20 protein-coding genes are annotated in these 18481 nt (G+C 66.7%); 10 read left to right on the plus strand and 10 right to left on the minus strand.

Translation table 11 applies throughout. The features are described from left to right. Positions 1-17 precede the first annotated feature (17 nt). Positions 18-938, minus strand: a complete 921-nt coding sequence (locus BBJ41_RS31620) for a LysR family transcriptional regulator (RefSeq protein ID WP_069750076.1) — start codon at positions 936-938, stop codon at positions 18-20. Positions 939-1051: 113 nt separating this feature from the next. Here BBJ41_RS31620 and BBJ41_RS31625 point away from each other — a divergent pair, with 113 nt between their 5' ends. The 3 genes from BBJ41_RS31625 to BBJ41_RS31635 all read left to right on the plus strand — a co-directional run bounded on the left by BBJ41_RS31625 (position 1052) and on the right by BBJ41_RS31635 (position 3374). Continuing rightward, positions 1052-1480, plus strand: coding sequence for a MarR family winged helix-turn-helix transcriptional regulator (locus BBJ41_RS31625; RefSeq protein WP_069750077.1), 429 nt, complete (start codon positions 1052-1054; stop codon positions 1478-1480). Positions 1481-1684: 204 nt separating this feature from the next. Continuing rightward, positions 1685-2932 carry an aconitase X gene (locus tag BBJ41_RS31630; RefSeq protein ID WP_069750078.1) on the plus strand — a complete coding sequence of 416 codons (1248 nt, stop codon included), beginning with the start codon at positions 1685-1687 and terminating at the stop codon, positions 2930-2932. Further along, the gene (locus BBJ41_RS31635) at positions 2925-3374 is read left to right on the plus strand and encodes an aconitase X swivel domain-containing protein (RefSeq protein ID WP_069750079.1); all 450 of its coding nucleotides are present in this window, start codon (positions 2925-2927) and stop codon (positions 3372-3374) included. The genes BBJ41_RS31630 and BBJ41_RS31635 overlap by 8 nt, the downstream gene beginning before the upstream one ends. A 19-nt stretch (positions 3375-3393) precedes the next feature. Here the strand turns inward: BBJ41_RS31635 and BBJ41_RS31640 are convergent, their stop codons facing one another. The 3 genes from BBJ41_RS31640 to BBJ41_RS31650 all read right to left on the minus strand — a co-directional run bounded on the left by BBJ41_RS31640 (position 3394) and on the right by BBJ41_RS31650 (position 5718). Next, positions 3394-3996, minus strand: a complete 603-nt coding sequence (locus tag BBJ41_RS31640) for a hypothetical protein (RefSeq protein ID WP_069750080.1) — start codon at positions 3994-3996, stop codon at positions 3394-3396. Next, positions 3993-4538, minus strand: coding sequence for a hypothetical protein (locus BBJ41_RS31645; protein WP_069750081.1), 546 nt, complete (start codon positions 4536-4538; stop codon positions 3993-3995). The genes BBJ41_RS31640 and BBJ41_RS31645 overlap by 4 nt, the downstream gene beginning before the upstream one ends. A 97-nt stretch (positions 4539-4635) precedes the next feature. Next, complete coding sequence (locus BBJ41_RS31650; protein WP_069750082.1) at positions 4636-5718, minus strand: AraC family transcriptional regulator; 1083 nt, start codon at positions 5716-5718, stop codon at positions 4636-4638. A 75-nt stretch (positions 5719-5793) separates the two neighbouring features. Here BBJ41_RS31650 and BBJ41_RS31655 point away from each other — a divergent pair, with 75 nt between their 5' ends. Further along, positions 5794-7827 carry an NADPH-dependent 2,4-dienoyl-CoA reductase gene (locus tag BBJ41_RS31655; RefSeq protein ID WP_069750083.1) on the plus strand — a complete coding sequence of 678 codons (2034 nt, stop codon included), beginning with the start codon at positions 5794-5796 and terminating at the stop codon, positions 7825-7827. Between the two features lie 109 nt (positions 7828-7936). On the opposite strand, the gene BBJ41_RS31660 is transcribed toward BBJ41_RS31655, so the two are convergent. Continuing rightward, complete coding sequence (locus BBJ41_RS31660; RefSeq protein WP_069750084.1) at positions 7937-8347, minus strand: DUF2471 family protein; 411 nt, start codon at positions 8345-8347, stop codon at positions 7937-7939. Positions 8348-8536: 189 nt separating this feature from the next. Next, positions 8537-9430, minus strand: a complete 894-nt coding sequence (locus BBJ41_RS31665) for a LysR family transcriptional regulator (protein ID WP_069750085.1) — start codon at positions 9428-9430, stop codon at positions 8537-8539. Positions 9431-9516: 86 nt separating this feature from the next. On the opposite strand from BBJ41_RS31665, the gene BBJ41_RS31670 reads away from it, so the two are divergent. Beyond that, positions 9517-10296: an NAD(P)H-dependent oxidoreductase gene (locus tag BBJ41_RS31670; protein WP_069750086.1), complete on the plus strand. Its 780-nt coding sequence runs from the start codon at positions 9517-9519 to the stop codon at positions 10294-10296. A 137-nt stretch (positions 10297-10433) separates the two neighbouring features. Here BBJ41_RS31670 and catC read toward each other — a convergent pair whose 3' ends face one another. From catC to BBJ41_RS31685, 3 genes are read right to left on the minus strand one after another with little or no spacing between them, the layout of a single operon-like run. Continuing rightward, positions 10434-10724 carry a muconolactone Delta-isomerase gene (catC, locus tag BBJ41_RS31675; RefSeq protein ID WP_034185107.1) on the minus strand — a complete coding sequence of 97 codons (291 nt, stop codon included), beginning with the start codon at positions 10722-10724 and terminating at the stop codon, positions 10434-10436. Between the two features lie 43 nt (positions 10725-10767). Then, positions 10768-11670, minus strand: coding sequence for a catechol 1,2-dioxygenase (catA, locus tag BBJ41_RS31680; protein WP_069750087.1), 903 nt, complete (start codon positions 11668-11670; stop codon positions 10768-10770). 32 nt (positions 11671-11702) lie between these two features. Beyond that, complete coding sequence (locus BBJ41_RS31685; RefSeq protein ID WP_069750088.1) at positions 11703-12836, minus strand: muconate/chloromuconate family cycloisomerase; 1134 nt, start codon at positions 12834-12836, stop codon at positions 11703-11705. Positions 12837-12927: 91 nt separating this feature from the next. On the opposite strand from BBJ41_RS31685, the gene BBJ41_RS31690 reads away from it, so the two are divergent. Then, positions 12928-13818 carry a LysR family transcriptional regulator gene (locus BBJ41_RS31690; RefSeq protein ID WP_069750089.1) on the plus strand — a complete coding sequence of 297 codons (891 nt, stop codon included), beginning with the start codon at positions 12928-12930 and terminating at the stop codon, positions 13816-13818. Positions 13819-13944: 126 nt separating this feature from the next. On the opposite strand, the gene andR is transcribed toward BBJ41_RS31690, so the two are convergent. Further along, positions 13945-14904, minus strand: a complete 960-nt coding sequence (andR, locus tag BBJ41_RS31695; RefSeq protein WP_069750090.1) for an anthranilate 1,2-dioxygenase regulatory protein AndR — start codon at positions 14902-14904, stop codon at positions 13945-13947. A 211-nt stretch (positions 14905-15115) separates the two neighbouring features. Between andR and andAc the strand changes: the two genes are divergently transcribed. The 4 genes from andAc to andAa are packed head-to-tail and all read left to right on the plus strand — an operon-like array spanning position 15116 to position 18432. Then, positions 15116-16387, plus strand: coding sequence for an anthranilate 1,2-dioxygenase large subunit AndAc (gene andAc / locus BBJ41_RS31700; protein ID WP_069750469.1), 1272 nt, complete (start codon positions 15116-15118; stop codon positions 16385-16387). 14 nt (positions 16388-16401) lie between these two features. Next, the gene (andAd, locus tag BBJ41_RS31705; RefSeq protein WP_069750091.1) at positions 16402-16878 is read left to right on the plus strand and encodes an anthranilate 1,2-dioxygenase small subunit AndAd; all 477 of its coding nucleotides are present in this window, start codon (positions 16402-16404) and stop codon (positions 16876-16878) included. A 17-nt stretch (positions 16879-16895) separates the two neighbouring features. Beyond that, a complete protein-coding gene (gene andAb / locus BBJ41_RS31710; RefSeq protein WP_006479527.1) occupies positions 16896-17222 on the plus strand; it encodes an anthranilate 1,2-dioxygenase ferredoxin subunit AndAb in 327 nt (108 codons plus the stop codon). Beyond that, a complete protein-coding gene (gene andAa, locus BBJ41_RS31715; protein WP_069750092.1) occupies positions 17212-18432 on the plus strand; it encodes an anthranilate 1,2-dioxygenase system ferredoxin--NAD(+) reductase in 1221 nt (406 codons plus the stop codon). The genes andAb and andAa overlap by 11 nt, the downstream gene beginning before the upstream one ends. Positions 18433-18481 lie beyond the last annotated feature (49 nt).

The following is an 18481-nucleotide window of genomic DNA, read 5'->3' on the forward strand; positions in this document are numbered from 1 at the left end:
GCAGATGGGCTGCCGGATCAGGCCGCCGCCGGCACGATCCAGCCTTCGCGGTCGCAATAGGCGGCCGTGTAGTCGATGAACGCCTTGACCTTGGCGGGCAGCAGCGCGCGGTTCGCGTACGCGAGCTTGATCTCGACGAACGCGTCGACGAGATCGGCGCCTTCCAGCAACTGCACGAGCGCGCCCGATGCGAGTTCGGCTTCGACGAGCGTTCTCGGCACGACGCCGATGCCGAAGTCGTGCATCACCATTTCGCGGTTGAAAACGGGGCTGTTCGACGAGATGTCGAAGCGAAACGGCACGGTCAGCGTGTTGCCGTCGACGCGGAACGACAGCGCGGGCCGGCGCAGCGACGGCGATATCGGCACGAACGGATGATCGGCGAGGTCGGCCGGCGTCTCGGGGCGCGTATGTGCGCTCAGATACGCGGGCGTCGCGACGATCACGACCGGAATGCGCTCGACCAGCCGCACGACGGTCGATTCGCTCGTCAGCATGTACGGCACGACGATGCCGATGTCGTAGCCTTCGCCGACGAGATCGACCGGGCGTTCGGTCAGCGTGACGTCGAGGCGCACTTTCGGATGCGCGGACTTGAAGCCGGCGATCAGCGGCACGAGCCGGTTGAGGGCGGCCGTCGTGTGCGCGACGAGGCGCAGCAGGCCTTCGGGCTCGCGCGTCTGCGCCTGCGCTTGCACTTCGAGCGCGTCGAGCTCGTCCAGCACGGCCGCGCAGCGCTCGTAGATGCGCTCGGCCGTTTCGGTCAGCGACACCTGGCGCGTGGTCCGGTGCAGCAGCCGGCTGCCGAAGCGCGCTTCCAGATCCGCGACCGCACGCGACACGACGGGCCGCGCGAGGCCGTGCATGTCGGCGGCGCGCGTGAAGCTGCGCATCTCCACCACCGACCGGAAAATCCGCAGCTTGTCGATGTAGTCCATGTCCGTCTCCTTGACGCGATGACGGGGCGCCGGAAGCGCCCGGCCGGCCCGCCGGCCTCGTTACGGCGGAGTGTACATTGACTTTATGCATATGCACATATAAATTCCGGAGCATGAACGACAACCCGATTGCCCAAGCGTGCAATTGCCTCGCGCTGCGTCAGGCAGCACGATTCGTCACGCAACTGTACGAGCGCCATCTGGCCACGGTCGGCGTCACGCCAGCGCAGTTTTCGATCATGGCGAACCTGGCGCACCGGCCCGGCCTGCTGATGAGCGAACTCGCCGAGACGCTCGTGATGGACCGCACGACGCTGCTGCGCGCGCTGAAGCCGCTGCAACGCGACGGTTTCGTCGCGACGGCCGCGTCCGAACACGATGCGCGCGCGCATGCGCTGAGCCTCACGAAGCTCGGCGAGCACACCTATGCACAGGCGAAAATCGCGTGGCAGGCCGCACAGGACGAATTCGAGACGCAGTTCGGCCAGGGGCGCGCGAAGGCGCTGCGCGACGAGCTGTTCAGCTTGACGGCGCAGCGCTAGGCGGGCGGCCAAACTGGCGCGGAATTCGAGCCATCGATTGCTTGAAGCGGGTCGAAGCGCTGGACGCGGTTCAATCCGGATCGGAAATTGGTCTGTAAATCACCCGGATTGATGGCGATCTGGACAGTTTTTATTTCCAGTTGTAGAGTCCTCTGACGGATTTCACGGGCCGGCGCCGCCGGAACGAGTCATGAGGAGCAATCGATGCTGCAGTTGAGCGACCGCGACGGCGCGATGTTGCGGGGAGATTTCGGCGAGGGCGTCGCGCGCGCGATGCGGATCGTCGCGCGTACGGCGCAAGTGATGTCCGCGCCGCATTTGATCGACATTACGTCCGCGCATATCGACGGCTGTCTTTATCACGGGCAGACCAGTCTCGATTTCGTCGAGTACTTCGTCGATACCGGCGCGAAGGTCGCGGTGCCGACCACGCTGAACGTCGGGTCGCTCGACCTGATCCATCCCGAGCTGTACCACGGCGACCGCACGATCCAGCGCGACGCGCAGCGCCTGATGGACGCGCATCTGCAACTCGGCTGCGAATCGAGCTTCACGTGCGCGCCGTACCAGTTGAAGAGCCGTCCCGCGAAAGGCGAACAGATTGCGTGGGCCGAATCCAATGCGATCGTGTTCGCGAACTCGGTGCTCGGCGCGCGCACGAGCCGGTACGGCGATTTTCTCGATCTGGCCGCCGCGATCACCGGGCGCGCGCCATATGCGGGGCTGCACGTCGAAGCGAACCGCGCCGCGCGGATCGTGTTCAACGCGCCGGATTTCAGCCGCCTGCCGTCGCGCGACATCTATTTCGCGGCACTGGGTTTGCTGGTTGGCAAGATCGCGGGCGCGGTCGTGCCGGCGATCGTCGGGCTGCCGGCGGACACCACCGAAGACGAGCTCAAGGCGCTCGGCGCGGCCGCCGCATCGAGCGGGGCCGTTGCGCTGTTCCATGCGGTCGGCGTGACGCCCGAAGCGCCGACGCTCGATGCCGCATTGCACGGACGCGCGGCGCAGCGCACGGTCGATGTCGCGATGGCCGATCTCGACGAGATTCGCCGCACGCTGAACCACGGCGCGGCCGGCGACGCACTCGTCGCGGTGGCGCTCGGCACGCCGCATTTCTCGCTGGCCGAATTCCGCACGCTCGACGCGCTGCTCGACGCATTCGACGGCAAGCCGGCGTGCGATTTCTACGTGAACACGAGCCGGTTCATCCTGTGGGAACTCGATGAAGCCGGCCTCGCGAGCAAATTCGCCGCGCGCGGCATCCAGATCGTCGTCGATACCTGCACGTACATCACGCCCGTGATGAAGCAGTTGTCGGGGCTGGTGATGACCAATTCGGGGAAGTGGGCATCGTATGCGCCCGCGAACATCGGTGTCACGGTGGCGTACGGCAGCATGCGCGAATGCGTGCGATCGGCGTACGAAGGAAAGGTGCGATTCGATGACTGAGGCGACGGGCAAGCAACTGACGGGCGACACGCTCGTGCCGGGCAGCGTGTGTGCGCGCGCGTTCGTGCTCGACAAGCCGCTCAGCTTCTGGGGCGGCTACGACTCGGGCGCGGGAAAGATCGTCGATCGCGGGCATCCGCAGGCCGGCGCGAGTCTCGCCGGCAAGGTGATGGTGATGCCGCACGCGAAGGGGTCGAGCTCGAGCAGCAGCGTGCTCGCGGAAGCCGTACGCAACGGCACGGGGCCGGTCGGGATCGTGCTGAAGGAGCGCGACCTGATCATCTCGATCGGCGCGATCGTCGCGGCCGAGCTGTATGCGATCGCGGTGCCGGTCGTGTGCGTGACCGATGACGTCTACGACGCGATCGTCGCCGCCACGGGCGACGTGCGGATCGACGCGGGCGACGGGGACGGCGGCGCGCGGATCTACGTCGATCGCTGACGCATCGCGCGCGGTTCGATCAGATGAAGCGGATGTGCCGCGTATCGCCGGGCGCGATCGACAGCGCACGGCTGGCGGCATTCATCTCGCGTTTGCCGCCCGGCTGCGCGAGCCGCCGGATCTCGGGCCACACGATCACGCCGAACACGATACGCAGGATCGTGCTCAGCACGAAGAGGCCGATCGCGCCTGCGCCGAACCACGCGAACATGTCGAGCATCCCGTCCGTGCGGCGCGACACCGCGGACATGATGCCGGCGACGAACACCATGGTGACCAGCAGGAACAGCGTCACGAACACATCGGTTCGGGCCCCGGCGACCTTCGCGGGGCGAACCAGATAAAGCGAACCGTCTGTCACGTTGCGGATGCCGTAGATGGCCGGGCGATCCCGGCATTCGGTATAGGCGACGCTCAGCCGGTCGCCCGCGACGATGAACAGGTTCCGCGTGCCGTCCGTTCTGAGCGTGAGGGGGGCGTCGAGCGTATCGAGCTGCAGCGCGATTTCCTCGATGCTTTGCGTGGTCATGCCCAGGTTGTTGCTCCAGACCTTCGTATTGATCGTCTTCTGGCTGATGGACGTCACGCAGCCGGACGCAATCTGCATCGAACGATCGGTCATGCGTTGCTCCGTTGCGCCGTGAAACTGGCAGGCTCGTATTGCCATTTTTCCTGGGCTTCGCGCCGTTGAGGCTGGAACATCAGATCGGACAGGCCAGCGATCGCGAGCAGCGTGCCCAGCAGGCTGATGATGCTCGCGACCACCGCCAGTGCGGTGACGAACGCCCAGGCCGATTTGAATGCCGCTGCACCGATCAGCAGGCTCAGCATGAGGATGATCGACGCCCACGCGAGCAGCGACAGGTTGCGGTCCTTTTGTTTGAGCGCATCGTAAGGCGCGATCGCGAGATCGTTGCTTCTGATCCATGCGATTCGACGGCGCCCTCGATCGTCGAAGGTGCATGCGTGCACCGCCATCCCGGGTTTCAACCGATCGATCTGCTTGAACGCTTCTGCGTCGATATCGTCGGCGGCGATGAAATAGCAGGCGCCCTGCATCGTCAGGCGATAAAGCGGCACCTTCTCGATATCGGTCGCGATACGGACGAGGTTCGTATCGATACGATCGATCGTCGACTCGATCAGGGTGGTGTGATTGGGCATGGGGCGGGGGAGTGCGCCGATCGGCGCCGCTTTGGCGTGGCATTGATCATACCGATGAAATCCCGGGCAGGCACGTCGTGCCGCCGGCGCCCGCGCATCACTCGCGCGCCGCGCGCCCGGCCGCTTCCCGATACGCGCTCGGCGTCTGCCCGGCCCAGCGCCGGAACGCGCGCGTGAAATTTGCCGGGTCGGTGAACTGCAGCCGTTCGGCGATCGTTTTCAGGTCGAGATCCGATGCGGCGAGCAATTGCTTCGCATCGCGAAACCGTGCTTCGTCGAGCAGGTGCCGATAGCTCGAACCGGCTTCCTCCAGCCGGCGTCGCAGCGTGCGCGTCGACACGAGCAGCGCGTCGGCGAGCGTGTCGGGGCCTGGATAGACGCCGGCCGTTTTCGCGAGCTCGGCCCGCACGCGCTCGACCAGATCGCCTTCCTCCTGACGCACCTGCGCATACTCGCGCTCGACCTGCACGAGCGCCTGCCGGTGCGCGACTTCGTCGGCGAGCGGCAGCGGCCAGTCGAGCACGTCGCGCGCGATCCACAGCGCGTTCGCCGCGCAATCGAATTCGACCGGCGGCAACTGATCCCGATAACGCGCGAAATAGGCGGGCTCCGGCCACGCGAACCGCAGCCCGATCGGCGGCGACGCGCGCCCGGCCCACTGCGAGATGTTCTGCGCGAGCCCGGTCAGCACGAATTCGAACATCACGTGATGCTGCAAGATGGGGCTGGCCTGCACGCCGTGCAGTTCGAGCGTCGCGCCGTGCTCGTCCTCCGCGCTGGTCAGACGATACTGGCGGTTGCGCATCCGGAAGTAGCGCTGCGTGACGGACAGCGCTTCGCGGATGTCCCGCGCGGTCAGCGTCGCATAGCCGAGGAAGCCGTGCACGGTCGGCTTCAGCAGCAGCCCGAACGCGAGCCCGATGCCCGGATCGCCGCCGATCTCGATCGCATTCAACACGAGCCGGCCCCACTGCGACGGCGCGACGCGCGCGTCCGGTTCGGCCAACACGGCGTCACGCAGGCCCGTGCCGGCGCGCACGGCGGCCAGGTCGACGCCGCGCGCGGCCAGCGCCTGCAGCAGCAGGCGCGTATAGGCGACCGGAATCGTCGGCCGGCGCAGCCCGAGCTGGTCTTTGCGAGGCGGGGGAGTCATGTCGTTTTGGCCGGAAATGACAAGCATTATGGCTGTTTGCCCCCTCACGTTCAAGGCGGCGCGCGCCTACGATGGCAGGCATCGCTTATTGGCAGGCTCATCATGACGACAACCTTTCCCCACCTGCTCGCGCCGCTCGATCTCGGCTTCACGACGCTGAAGAACCGCGTGCTGATGGGCTCGATGCACACGGGCCTCGAGGACAGCCGCAAGACGCTGCCGCGGCTCGCCGAATATTTCGCCGAACGCGCGCGCGGCGGCGTCGGCCTGATCGTGACGGGCGGCTTCGCGCCGAACGTGGCCGGCTGGACCAAGCCGTTCGGCGGCACGCTGATGACGTCGGGCGCCGCGCGGCGGCACCGCGAGATCACTGAAGCCGTGCATGCGGAGGACGGCAAGATCGCGCTGCAGATCCTGCATACGGGCCGCTACGGCTACCACCCGTTCGCGGTGGCGCCGTCGAAGATCAAGTCGCCGATTTCGCCGTTCGCGCCGCACGAGCTGAGCGCGCGCGGCGTCGAGCGGCAGATTCGCGCGTTCGTCCGCTGCGCGCAGCTCGCGCGCGAAGCCGGTTACGACGGCGTCGAGATCATGGGTTCCGAGGGTTACCTGATCAACCAGTTCATCTCGATGCATACGAACAAGCGCACCGATCAGTGGGGCGGTTCGTACGAGAACCGCATCCGGCTGCCGATCGAGATCATCGAGCGCACGCGCGAAGCGGTCGGCCGCGATTTCATCCTGATCTACCGGTTGTCGATGCTCGACCTGATTCCCGACGGCAGCGACTGGAGCGAGACCGTGCAGCTCGCGAAGGCTGCCGAGCGCGCGGGCGCGACGATCATCAACACGGGGATCGGCTGGCACGAGGCGCGCGTGCCGACGATCGCGACGTCGGTGCCGCGCGGCGCGTTCGCATGGGTGACGAAGAAGATGAAGGGCGAGGTCGGCATCCCGCTCGTGACGACCAACCGGATCAACCGGCCCGAAGTGGCCGAGCAGATTCTCGCGGACGGCTGCGCGGACATGGTGTCGATGGCGCGCCCGCTGCTCGCCGATGCGGAGTTCGTCGTCAAGGCCGCGCAGGGCCGTGCCGACGAGATCAACACCTGCATCGGCTGCAATCAGGCGTGCCTCGACCACGCGTTCAAGAACAAGATCGCGTCGTGCCTGCTGAATCCGCGCGCGTGCCACGAGACGGAACTGAAATACGCACCCGCGCCGCAGCCGAAGCGCATCGCCGTGGTCGGCGCGGGGCCGGCCGGGCTCGCATGCTCGACCGTGCTGGCGCAGCGTGGCCATCATGTCGACCTGTTCGACGGCGCGTCCGAGATCGGCGGCCAGTTCAACATGGCGAAGCAGGTTCCGGGCAAGGAAGAGTTTCATGAAGCGCTGCGCTACTTCGGCCGTCAGGTCGAACTGACCGGCGTGAACCTGCACCTGAACCGCCGCGTCGACGCGAGCGACCTGATCGCGGGCGGTTACGACGAGATCGTGCTCGCGACCGGCGTCGCGCCGCGCGACCCGAAGATCCCCGGGCAGGACGGGCCGAACGTGCTCAGCTATATCGATGTGCTCGCGGGCAAGCTGCCGGTCGGCCGGCGTGTCGCGGTGGTCGGCGCGGGCGGGATCGGCTTCGACGTTGCCGAATACCTGGTGCAGGACGGCGAATCGCCGGCGCTCGATCTGGAAGAGTGGAAGGCCGAATGGGGCGTGACCGACCCGGCCGCGACGCGCGGCGGCGTGACGCGTGCACAGGTTGCGGCGCCCGCGCGTGAAGTGACGCTGCTGCAGCGCAAGGCCGCGCCGCTCGGCAAGGGGCTCGGCAAGACGACCGGCTGGATTCACCGCGCGACGCTGAAGATGAAGCAGGTGAAGATGATCGGCGGCGTGAACTACGAGCTGATCGATGCGCGCGGGTTGCACGTGTCGTACGGCGAGCAGCGCACCGATCATGAACTGATCGAAGCCGACACGATCGTGCTCTGCACGGGGCAGGAGCCGCAGCGCGCGCTGCTCGCGCCGTTGCAGGCGGCCGGACGCTCGGTGCACCTGATCGGCGGCGCGGAACTGGCCGCCGAACTCGACGCGAAGCGCGCGATCGATCAGGGCGCGCGCCTCGCGGCGCGGCTTTGATCGACGGCCGCCCGATGATGCGGCGGCGCGTGGCCACGATCGCACACGCCGTATCGGAAATCGGCGCCAGCGCGGGCGCGGCGCGACCGGAGTGCCGCGCCGGTTACCGTCACTCCATCTCGGCGCGTTGCGTCTCGGTTTCTTCCGCTTCGAGCATCGCCTTGACGATCAGGTAGACGGCGGGGAGGTCGTCGTCGTCGCGTTTCCAGTCGACGGCTTCCTCGGTGTCCGCCGCGACGAGCCGGCTGTCGCGCAGCCGGATGAACGCATCGACGACGGTCGGGTCGTTGCGGTTCAGGAAGCCGGTATTCGAGAAAGCCAGCTCTTCGACGTTCAACAGCGCCTCCCAGCTCATCGTACGGACCGCGGCCGGATGGCTGCGCCGCCGCAGGCCAAGCGCCCGCTGCGCGGGACCGCCGACGACACGCTGTAGATCGACGACCGCCCGCTGCGCGGCGCGCTCGAAGTGAAGGGGATTGAAGCCAGGTTGCTCGGGATCGAATGCGGATGACTGGAACATGGTCGCCTCACAAAAGTCCGTCCGTCATTGGGTGACGGAATTCGGGTCAAATGGTGCAAAAGTACTGTAAATATATACAGTGTTCGGGGCGGTTTCAAGCTCCGGATGAAAAATCTTGCGGGCGGGGAGCGGCGGCGTCGGGAAAGCGGCAGACGCCGGTTTGCGTCGAATGCGTCGGTCGCGTGCCGCCTACACCGATGCCGCGATGGTTTCGCGCAGCCAGCGGTGCGCCGGATCGCGATGTACGCGCTCGTGCCACAGCATCGACATTTCGTAGCCGGGCACGTCGACGGGCGCGTCGACGACCCGCAGCGCCGGCGTGTCGCGCGCGAGCCGCTCGGGCAGCATCGCGACGAGATCGGTGCTGGCGACCACCGACATCACGAACAGGAAATGCGGGACCGACAGCACGACGCGGCGTGTGACGCCGGCTTGCGCGAGCGCGTCGTCCGTCACACCGAAGAAACCGCCGCCGTCGGGTGACACGATCACATGCTCGAGCGTGCAGAACTGCGCGAGCGTCGGCCGCCGTTTCAGCTTCGGGTGCCCCGCGCGGCCGACCAGCACGTAGCGTTCGACGAACAGCGGCAGACGCCGCATCCCTTCCGGCGAGCCCTCGGTCGTATGGAACGCGAGGTCGATGCCGTTTCGCTCCGCATCCTGTTCGATGCGCGGCGGCACGAGTTCGACGACGGCGAGCCGCGTACCGGGCGCGGCCGAGCGCAGCGTATTCAACGCGGGCAGCATGATCGTCGATTCGCCGTAGTCGGTTGCGGCCACGCGCCACGTGTTCGTCGCGGTTGCGGGATCGAAAGGCGTGGCGCGGAGCACGGCGCGCTCGACGGCTTCGAGCGCCTCCCGCAGCGGCTCGCGCAGCGCTTCCGCGCGCGCGGTCGGTCGCATCCCGCGCGGCCCCGGCAGCAGCAGCGGATCGCCGAACACGTCGCGCAGCTTCTGCAATTGCACGCTGACCGACGGCTGCGACATGTTCAGCTTTTCGGCGGCGCGTGTGACGTTGTGCTCGGCGAGCAGCACGTCCAGCGTCACGAGCAGGTTCAGATCTAGTCGCCTGAAATTGTTCATCGCTATACCTGGAATTTCAGAAATTCATTTCAAATATACCGCTGGCGCCGGCATCCTGCAGTCATTCAATTCACGGAGTACCGAAAATGAATGTGCTGATCGTTTATGCCCATCCCGAGCCGCGTTCGCTGAACGGCGCACTGCGCGACTTCGCCGTCGAGCATCTCGAAGCGGGCGGCCATGCGGTGCAGGTGACCGACCTGTATGCGATGAACTGGAAGCCCGTGCTCGATGAAAACGACGTGACGGACCGCGAACCCGACGCACGTTTCGATCCGTCGCTCGATTCGAAGCGTGCGTTCGCGGCGGGCACGCAGAGCGAAGACATCGCGCGCGAGCAGGACAAGCTGAAGTGGGCCGACGCGGTGATCCTGCAGTTTCCGCTGTGGTGGTTCTCGATGCCGGCGATCATGAAGGGCTGGGTGGAGCGCGTGTATGCGTACGGGTTTGCGTACGGGGTCGGCGAGCATTCCGATACGCACTGGGGCAGCCGCTATGGCGAAGGTTCGTTTGCAGGTAAGCGGGCGATGGTGGTCGTTACGGCAGGCGGGTGGGAGTCGCACTACAGTGCGCGCGGCATCAACGGGCCGATCGACGACGTGCTGTTCCCGATCCAGCACGGCATTCTGTATTACCCCGGCTTCGACGTGCTGCCGCCGTTCGTGATCTACCGGACGGGAAAGATGAACGACGCGCGCTTCGATGAAACACGTGCGGCGCTCGGCAAGCGTCTCGATGATCTGTGGACCACGCAGCCGATTCCGTTCCGGCGGCAGAATGCGGGCGATTACGAGATTCCGGCGCTGACGCTGAAGGCGGGGATTGCGCCGGAGAAGGCGGGGTTTGCGGCGCATCTGGTTGCATGACGCGTGCCGCGCATCGCGAAGCGCGGCAACACCGGCAACCGGCGAATGCCAAGCAACACGGGCGGCCTGCGAAAAATCGCCTGCCGCCCGTGTCGTTTTGCTCGCGGCTGTTCGATGACGACCGCGATTCGCATTACTTACCGATCGTCTTCCCGCACCGACGAAGGATGCCGGCACAGCGCCCGCACCTCGAGCTCCATATACGGGAACAACGGCAACTGACTCAGCAGGTCATGCAACTGCTGCACGCTCTCGACATCGAAAATACTGACGTTCGCATACCGCCCCGCGATCCGCCACAGATGCCGCCAGATCCCTTCGTTCATCAACCGCTGGCACATCGCCTTTTCTTCCGCCTTCAGCGTCGCCGCCTTGACCGGATCCATGTCCGCCGGCAGACGGACGGTCATTTCCACATGAAACAGCATTCTGCACTCCTTGCGTTATCGGTTCGTCGAACGGGAAGGCCGCTCAGGCTTGCGCGCGGGCCCGCTCGACTTCGCTCGCCGGCACGTCCTGCTTTTCCTTGAGCAGCGAGAAATCGAAGTCGATCAGCGCGAACTGCCCGTCGACGCCATACGGCTTGCCTTCCGCGCCTTCGGCCTGCCTGACGGCCGGGATCAGCCCTTCGCGCGTCGCGAATGCGAAGTCGTCCCACAGATGCGGATCGCCTTCGATGTTGATCTGCGTCGTCAGCTTACGATATCCGTCCGCGGAAACGAAGAAGTGGATGTGTGCCGGGCGATGGCCGTGGCGGCCGAGCTGGTCGAGCAGTTGCTCGGTCTTGCTGCCCGGCGGCACGCTGTAGCCGACCGGCAGCACGCTGCGGAAGCTGTAGCGGCCTTCGGCATCGGTGCGGATCGAGCGGCGCAGATTGAACGCGGGCTGCGATTGATCGAAGTACGAGTAGTTGCCCAGATGATTCGCGTGCCATACCTCGACGAGCGCGTTCGCGATCGGTGCGCCGTCGCTGCCGAGCACCTGGCCGCGCATGATGAGCGTCTGGCCCGGATCGGTGCCGTCGTCGAGGCGCGCGTGGCCGGCCGATTCCGGCGCGCCCGCGACGTACAGCGGGCCCTCGATCGTGCGCGGCGTGCCGCCCTGGATGCCGGCCTTTTCCTCGGCCTCGTCCATCCGTACGTCGAGGAAGCGCTCGAGGCCGAGGCCCGCGGCGATCAGCCCGAATTCGCGGCCGGCTTCGTTCAGGTAGTTCAGCGCCGTCCAGAACTCGCTCGGCTGCACGTCGAAGTCCTCGATCGTGTAGCAGATGTCCTTCACGATCCGGTTGACGATCGCGCGCACGCGCGGGTTGCCGGGTTTCTCGGCGGCATCGTCGAAGGTCTTCAGCAGTGCGTCGATGGCTTGCTTGTTCATCTGTGTCTCCGGTTTCGGTTGTCGTGTGGGGATCAGCGGGCGTCGCGTCGCATCCGTTCGATGCGTGCCCAGTCGAAGGTGATGCCGAGGCCGGGCGTTGCCGGCAGATGCAGCTTGAAATCCTGGTAACGCAGCGGCTCGACGAGGATTTCCTCTGTGAGCAGCAGCGGGCCGAACAGCTCCGTGCCCCATTTCAGCGAATCGAACGTGCTGAACAGTTGCGCGGATGCCATCGTGCCGGCCGCGCCCTCGAGCATCGTGCCGCCGTACAGTTCGATGCCGGCCGCCGCCGCGATCGACGCGACGCTCGCCGCGCCCTGCAGGCCGCCCGATTGGGCGATCTTCACCGCGAACACGTCGGCTGAGCGATCCTGCGCGAGCGCGAACGCATCGACCGGGCCGTGCAGCGCTTCATCGGCCATGATCGGTACCTGCGCGAGCTGCGTGAGGCGTTTCAGCCCCGCGCGGTTGGTCGCGGCGATCGGCTGCTCGACGAGGCTCACGCCAGCTTCCGCGAGCCGCGCGCCGGCCCAGATCGCGTCGGTTTCGGTCCACGCCTGGTTCACGTCGACGCGCACGTCGCCGCGATCGCCGAGCGCGCGTTTGATCGCGACGACGTGCGCGACATCGTCGGCGACCGCGTTCGAGCCGATCTTCAGCTTGAACGCGCGGTGACGGCGCGCGTCGAGCATCGCCTCGGCTTCCGCGATGTCGCGTTGCGTGTCGCCGCTCGCGAGCGTCCAGGCGACATCCACCGCGTCGGTCCTGCGGCCGCCGAACAGCTCGGACAACGGCACGCCGAGACGGCGCGCCTGCGCGTCGAACAGAGCGGTTTCGATCGCGCACTTGGCAAAACGGTTGCCCTGGAACAGCTTGCGCGCCCGCGCCATTGCGGCGCCCGGACGCGTTGCATCCATGCCTTGCAGCAGCGGCGCGAAATAGGTGTCGATGTTGACCTTGATGCTTTCGGGGCTCTCCTCGCCATACGCGAGGCCGCCGATGGTCGTCGCTTCGCCGACGCCTTCGATACCGTCCGTGCATCGAACACGGACCAGCACGAGGGTCTGGCAATTCATCGTCGCGACCGACAATTTGTGGGGCCTGATCGTGGGCACATCGACGAGCAGCGTCTCGATGCGCTCGATGGTGGCGGCAGTTGCTATCATGCGATTCCTCCTGTTGGTGCACATGGTAGGAATTCCCGCCCGGCGTCGTCCAACACTCTTTCCGACTACTTCCATACCTTTGAGGCATGAAATGGAATTGCGTCAGCTCCGCTACTTCATCGCCGTCGCCGAGGAAATGAACATCACGCGGGCGGCCGAGCGGCTGCACATGACGCAGCCGCCGCTGAGCCGCCAGCTCCAGGCGATCGAGGACGAAATCGGGTTGCCGCTGTTCGAGCGTGGCGCGCGGCCGCTGAAGCTGACGGATGCGGGGCGCGTGTTCTATGCGCAGGCGAAGCGCCTGGTCGACCAGGCCGACGAGCTCGGCCCGCTGACCCGGCGGCTCGCGCAACTGTCGGAGCGGATCGTGATCGGCTTCGTGCCGTCGACGCTGTACGGCGCGCTGCCGGACGTGATCCGCGCGTTCCGCGAGGCACAGCCGGGCGTCGAGCTGTCGCTGATCGAAATGTTCACGCTCGAACAGCTCGGCGCGTTGAAGGGTGGGCGGATCGACGTGGGGTTCGGCCGGCTGCGTTTCGACGACGACCAGCTCGTGCGCGAGGCGCTGATCGAGGAAAAGCTGATCGCGGCGCTGCCGGTCGGGCATCCGCTCGCCGATCCCGGCCGGCCGCTGACGCTCGCCGATATCGCGAACGAAACGATGATCGTGTATCCGAGCACGCCGCGGCCGAGCTTCGCGGATCAGCAACTGTCCGCGCTGCGCGATGGCGCGCTGGTGCCGGCGGCCGTCCATGAGGTGCGCGAGCTGCAGACGGCGCTCGGGCTGGTCGCCGCGCAGGTCGGCGTGTCGCTGGTGCCGGAGAGCGTGGAGGGCGTGCGTGTGAAGGGCGTCGTCTACCGGCGGCTGCCGGAGCCGGCAGCGACGTCGCCGATCATCATGAGCCGCCGGCTGCACGGCGAAAGTGCCGCGACGGCCGCGTTCTGCGCGATCGCGCGGGAGATGTTCGCGCCGACCGCGTGAGCGGCGCCTGTTTCGCCGGATCTGTAACCGACTGTCAATTTCAGTATGACCGCCCGAGTGGCGGAATGCGTCGACGCCGTGCCCTGGCCGGCGGGCAAGTCCGGCGGAGGCGATACCTCGATGGGCTTACCGTTTCCCTTCGAGGGTCTCCGACGGCGACTCCCCGAACTTTTCCCGATACGCGATCGCGAATCGTCCCAGGTGGGTAAACCCGCAATCGAGCGCGACATCGGCGATCCGCTGGTGCGACGCCGTGCCGCGCAGCAGTTCGCGCGCATGGTCGAGCCGCGTCGCGCGCAGGTATTGCATCGGGCTCATCCCGCGAAACTGCACGAACGCGTCGCGCAGCGTGCGCTCCGGCACGTCGGCGGCGCGGACGATATCGGCGAGTTGCAGCGGCTGCGCGTAGTGCGCGCTCACGAACTCCTGCGCGCGCCGCACGAAGCCGGGCGCCGGGTCGCGGTGCGACGCGCGCAGCAACGACGGCGGGTGGCCTTCGATCAGCAGGTCGATCAGCAGGTGCTCGAGCTGCGACGCGACGCGCGGGCTTGCGTTCGCGCGTTCGAGCAGTTCGGGCGAACGCGCGACGAGCATCAGCTGCTGGCGCCACGCGGCGAGCGCGGCGTCGCTGATGTGCAGCACGGGGTCGAGCGTCGCGCGCGGATCGCCGGCCAGCGAGCCGACGGTCGCCGCGTCGATGCGCAGCACGAATTGCTCGCAGTCGGCCGACAGCACCGCGTCGAAACGTTCGCCGGGCGCACACAGCACGCCCGTCTGGCCGTCGACGCCGAGCTGCCGGCCCATTACGCGGACCTCGGCCTGGCCGGACAGGCAGAACATCAGCAGGTAGTAGCCGTCGACCGCGTCGACCTGCACGCGCATTGCGTCGCCGAACGCGATCGCGCCGATCCCGAGGCCGCCGAGCCGGACGAAATCCATATGCGACGCGCCGCGCACGCGGCCGCTCGGCAGCAGCGCGTGCGGCTGCATCACGCGCGAGATTCGCTCGCGCGTCTCGTCGAGATCGCGGGATTCGAACAGCCGGTGCGCGCGCAGCGCGAGCGGCTCGAACGACGTTGGGGACATGGGCATCAGCCTCGTTGGGGACGCCGCGCTTCGATCCGGGGAATGGGGCGCGACCGGACGCGGCGTCGTGTGTGCAGCCATGCTAGCTCAGAAATCCGCCGAAAGTGGATACTGCGCCGCCGCAATCGCACTTTCCGGATAGACGGCGAATATTAGCCTTTCAAAAATGGACTCCATCTTGTTAATGCAACGGATCAACAAGGAGTCCGACATGGAGCAGACAGAATCGCCCGTCATGTTCGCCGCACGCAACGACGCGTCCGACGTGACCTTTCCGCACGACGACGGCTCGCGCGTGCCGTACAAGGTGTTCAGCTCGCAAGCCGTCTACGAGCGCGAGCAGGAACGCATCTTCCGCGGGCCGACGTGGAACTTCGTCGCGCTGGAAGCGGAAATTCCGAACGCCGGCGACTTCAAGAGCACGTTCGTCGGCGACACGCCGGTGGTCGTCACGCGCGCCGAGGACGGCACGCTTTCCGCGTGGGTGAACCGTTGCGCGCACCGCGGCGCGCAGGTGTGCCGCAAGTCGCGCGGCAACGCGAGCTCGCATACCTGCGTCTATCACCAGTGGAGCTTCGACAACGCGGGCAACCTGCTCGGCGTGCCGTTCCGGCGCGGCCAGAAGGGGATGACCGGGATGCCGGCCGACTTCGACCCGAAGCAGCACGGGCTGCGCAAGCTGCGCGTCGACAGCTATCGCGGGCTCGTGTTCGCGACCTTCAGCGACGACGTGATGCCGCTGCCCGACTATCTCGGCGAGCAGATGCGCCCGTGGATCGACCGGATCTTCCACAAGCCGATCGAGTATCTCGGCTGTACGCGCCAGTATTCGAAGTCGAACTGGAAGCTGTACATGGAGAACGTGAAGGACCCGTATCACGCGAGCATGCTGCACCTGTTCCACACGACCTTCAACATCTTCCGCGTCGGGATGAAGGCGCGCTCGATTCCGGACGCGAACCACGGGCTGCACAGCATCATCACGGTGACGAAGACGGGCGACGACACGTCGGCCGCGTACAAGCAGCAGAACATCCGTTCGTTCGACGAGGGCTTTCATCTCGAAGACGAATCGATCCTCGATCTCGTGTCGGAATACGACGAGGACTGCACGAACCATATCCAGCCGATCTTCCCGCAGCTCGTGATCCAGCAGATCCACAACACGCTGGTCGCGCGGCAGATCCTGCCGAAAGGCCCCGACAACTTCGAGCTGATCTTCCACTTCTTCGGTTACGCGGACGACACGCCCGAGCTGCGCGCGCTGCGCATCAAGCAGGCGAACCTCGTCGGGCCGGCCGGCTATATCTCGATGGAAGACACCGAGGCGACCGAGCTCGTGCAGCGCGGCACGGTGCGCGACGGCGACGCGACGTCGGTGATCGAGATGTCGCGCGGCAATCCGGACCAGCAGGACACGGTGATCACCGAAAGCCTGATCCGCAAGTTCTGGGTCGGCTACCAGAAACTGATGGGCTATTGAGGCAGGAGCGCGAAATGACGGAAGACATGAAGACGTGGTTCGAGATTTACATGCTCCAGAACCGCTATATCGGGCACCTCGACAACAACCGGCTCGAACACTGGCCGGAAATGTTCACCGAGGATTGCACGTACGAGATCGTGCCGAAGGAGAACGCGGATCTCGGCTTGCCGGTCGGGATCGTCCACTGCACGAACCAGCGGATGCTGCGCGACCGCGTGGTGTCGCTGCGGCACGCGAACATCTTCGAGGAGCACACGTACCGGCACATGACGTCGGGCCTGACGATCGTCGCCGAACGCGACGGCGAGATCGACACCGAGAGCAACTACGTCGTGGTGCAGACGCGCAGCAACGGCGAATCGAACGTGTACCAGGCCGGCAAGTATTACGACACGGTCGTGCGCACGCCCGACGGGCTGCGCTACAAGACCAAGCGCGTGATTTACGACACGTCGCGCGTGCAGACGCTGCTCGCGACCCCGATCTGACGAAGCAAGGAAACGACATGACCGAAGCAACGCTGGCCGAGTGGCATCCGCTCGGCGCATTCGACGAATTCTCCGAAGACGAACCGGCGGCGCGCGTCGCCGGCCAGAAGCCGATCGCCGTGTTCCGGATCGGCGACGAGCTGTTCGCGATGCACGACCTCTGTACGCACGGCCACGCGCGGCTGTCCGAAGGCTATGTGGAGGACGGCTGCGTCGAATGCCCGCTGCACCAGGGGCTGATCGACATCCGTACCGGCGCGCCGAAATGCGCGCCGATCACCGAGCCGGTGCGGACCTATCCGATCCGGATCGTCGACGGGCAGGTGGAAGTCAATGTCGGCTGACCCGTTCGTGATCGTCGGCGCGGGCCATGCGGCGCGGCGCACGGCCGAAGCGCTGCGCGAGCGCGATGCCGATGCGCGCATCGTGATGATCGGCGCGGAGCGCGAGCTGCCGTACGACCGGCCCGCGTTGTCGAAGGATGCGCTGCTGACCGACGGCGGCGAACAGCGTGCGTTCGTGCGCGATGCGGTGTGGTACGACGCGCAGCGCATCGAGCTGCGGCTCGGCACGCGTGTCGACGCGATCGAGCGCAATGCGCAGCGCGTGCGGCTCGACGACGGCGCTGCGCTGCCTTATGCGCGACTCGTGCTCGCGACGGGTTCGCGGGTGCGCACGTTCGGCGGCGCGATCGACGAAGGTATCGAGCCGCATTACGTGCGCACGGTGGCCGATGCGCGTGCGTTGCGCGCGCAACTGGTGCCGGGCCGCCGCGTAGCGGTGCTTGGCGGCGGCTTCATCGGCCTTGAAGTGGCGGCCGCGGCGCGCCAGCTCGGTTGCGACGTGACGGTGATCGACCCGGCGCCGCGCTTGCTGCAGCGTGCGTTGCCGGAAGTCGTCGGCGCGTATGCGCGTGAATTGCACGACGCGCGCGGCGTGGTCTTTCAGATGGCGACGCTGCCGCGCGCGATCCGTCGTGGGCCGGCGGGCGGGGCGATCGTCGAGACCGATCGCGGCGACGTGCAGGCCGACATCGTCGTGGTCGGCATCGGCGTGGTGCCGAATGTCGAGCTGGCGCAGGCGGCCGGGCTCGATGTCGACAACGGGATACGCGTCGACGCGGGCTGCCGCACGGCCGATCCCGCGATCTTCGCGGCGGGCGAGGTGACGATGCATTTCAATCCGCTGCTCGGGCGTCATGTGCGGATCGAATCGTGGCAGGTTGCCGAAAACCAGCCGGCCGTCGCGGCCGCGAACATGCTCGGCGCGGACGACGCTTATGCCGAGCTGCCGTGGCTGTGGTCCGATCAGTACGACTGCAACCTGCAGATGCTCGGGCTGTTCGGCAGCGAACGCACGATCGTCGTGCGCGGCGATCCGGCGAGCGGGCCGTTCACCGTGTTCGGGCTGGGCGACGACGGCAGGATCGTCGCGGTGGCCGCGGCGAACCTGGGGCGCGACATCGGCGCATCGCGCCGGCTGATCGCGGCGGGGGCCGTGCCCGATCCGGTGAAGCTTGCCGATCCGGCGGTGAACCTGAAAGCCTTCCTGTAACGCCGAAAGCGCCGCGCGGCCGATCGTCCGGCCGCGCGGCGTCCGGCGT

Origin of the sequence: Burkholderia stabilis (assembly GCF_001742165.1) — a bacterium.
In the GTDB taxonomy this organism is placed as follows: Bacteria; Pseudomonadota; Gammaproteobacteria; order Burkholderiales; family Burkholderiaceae; genus Burkholderia; species Burkholderia stabilis.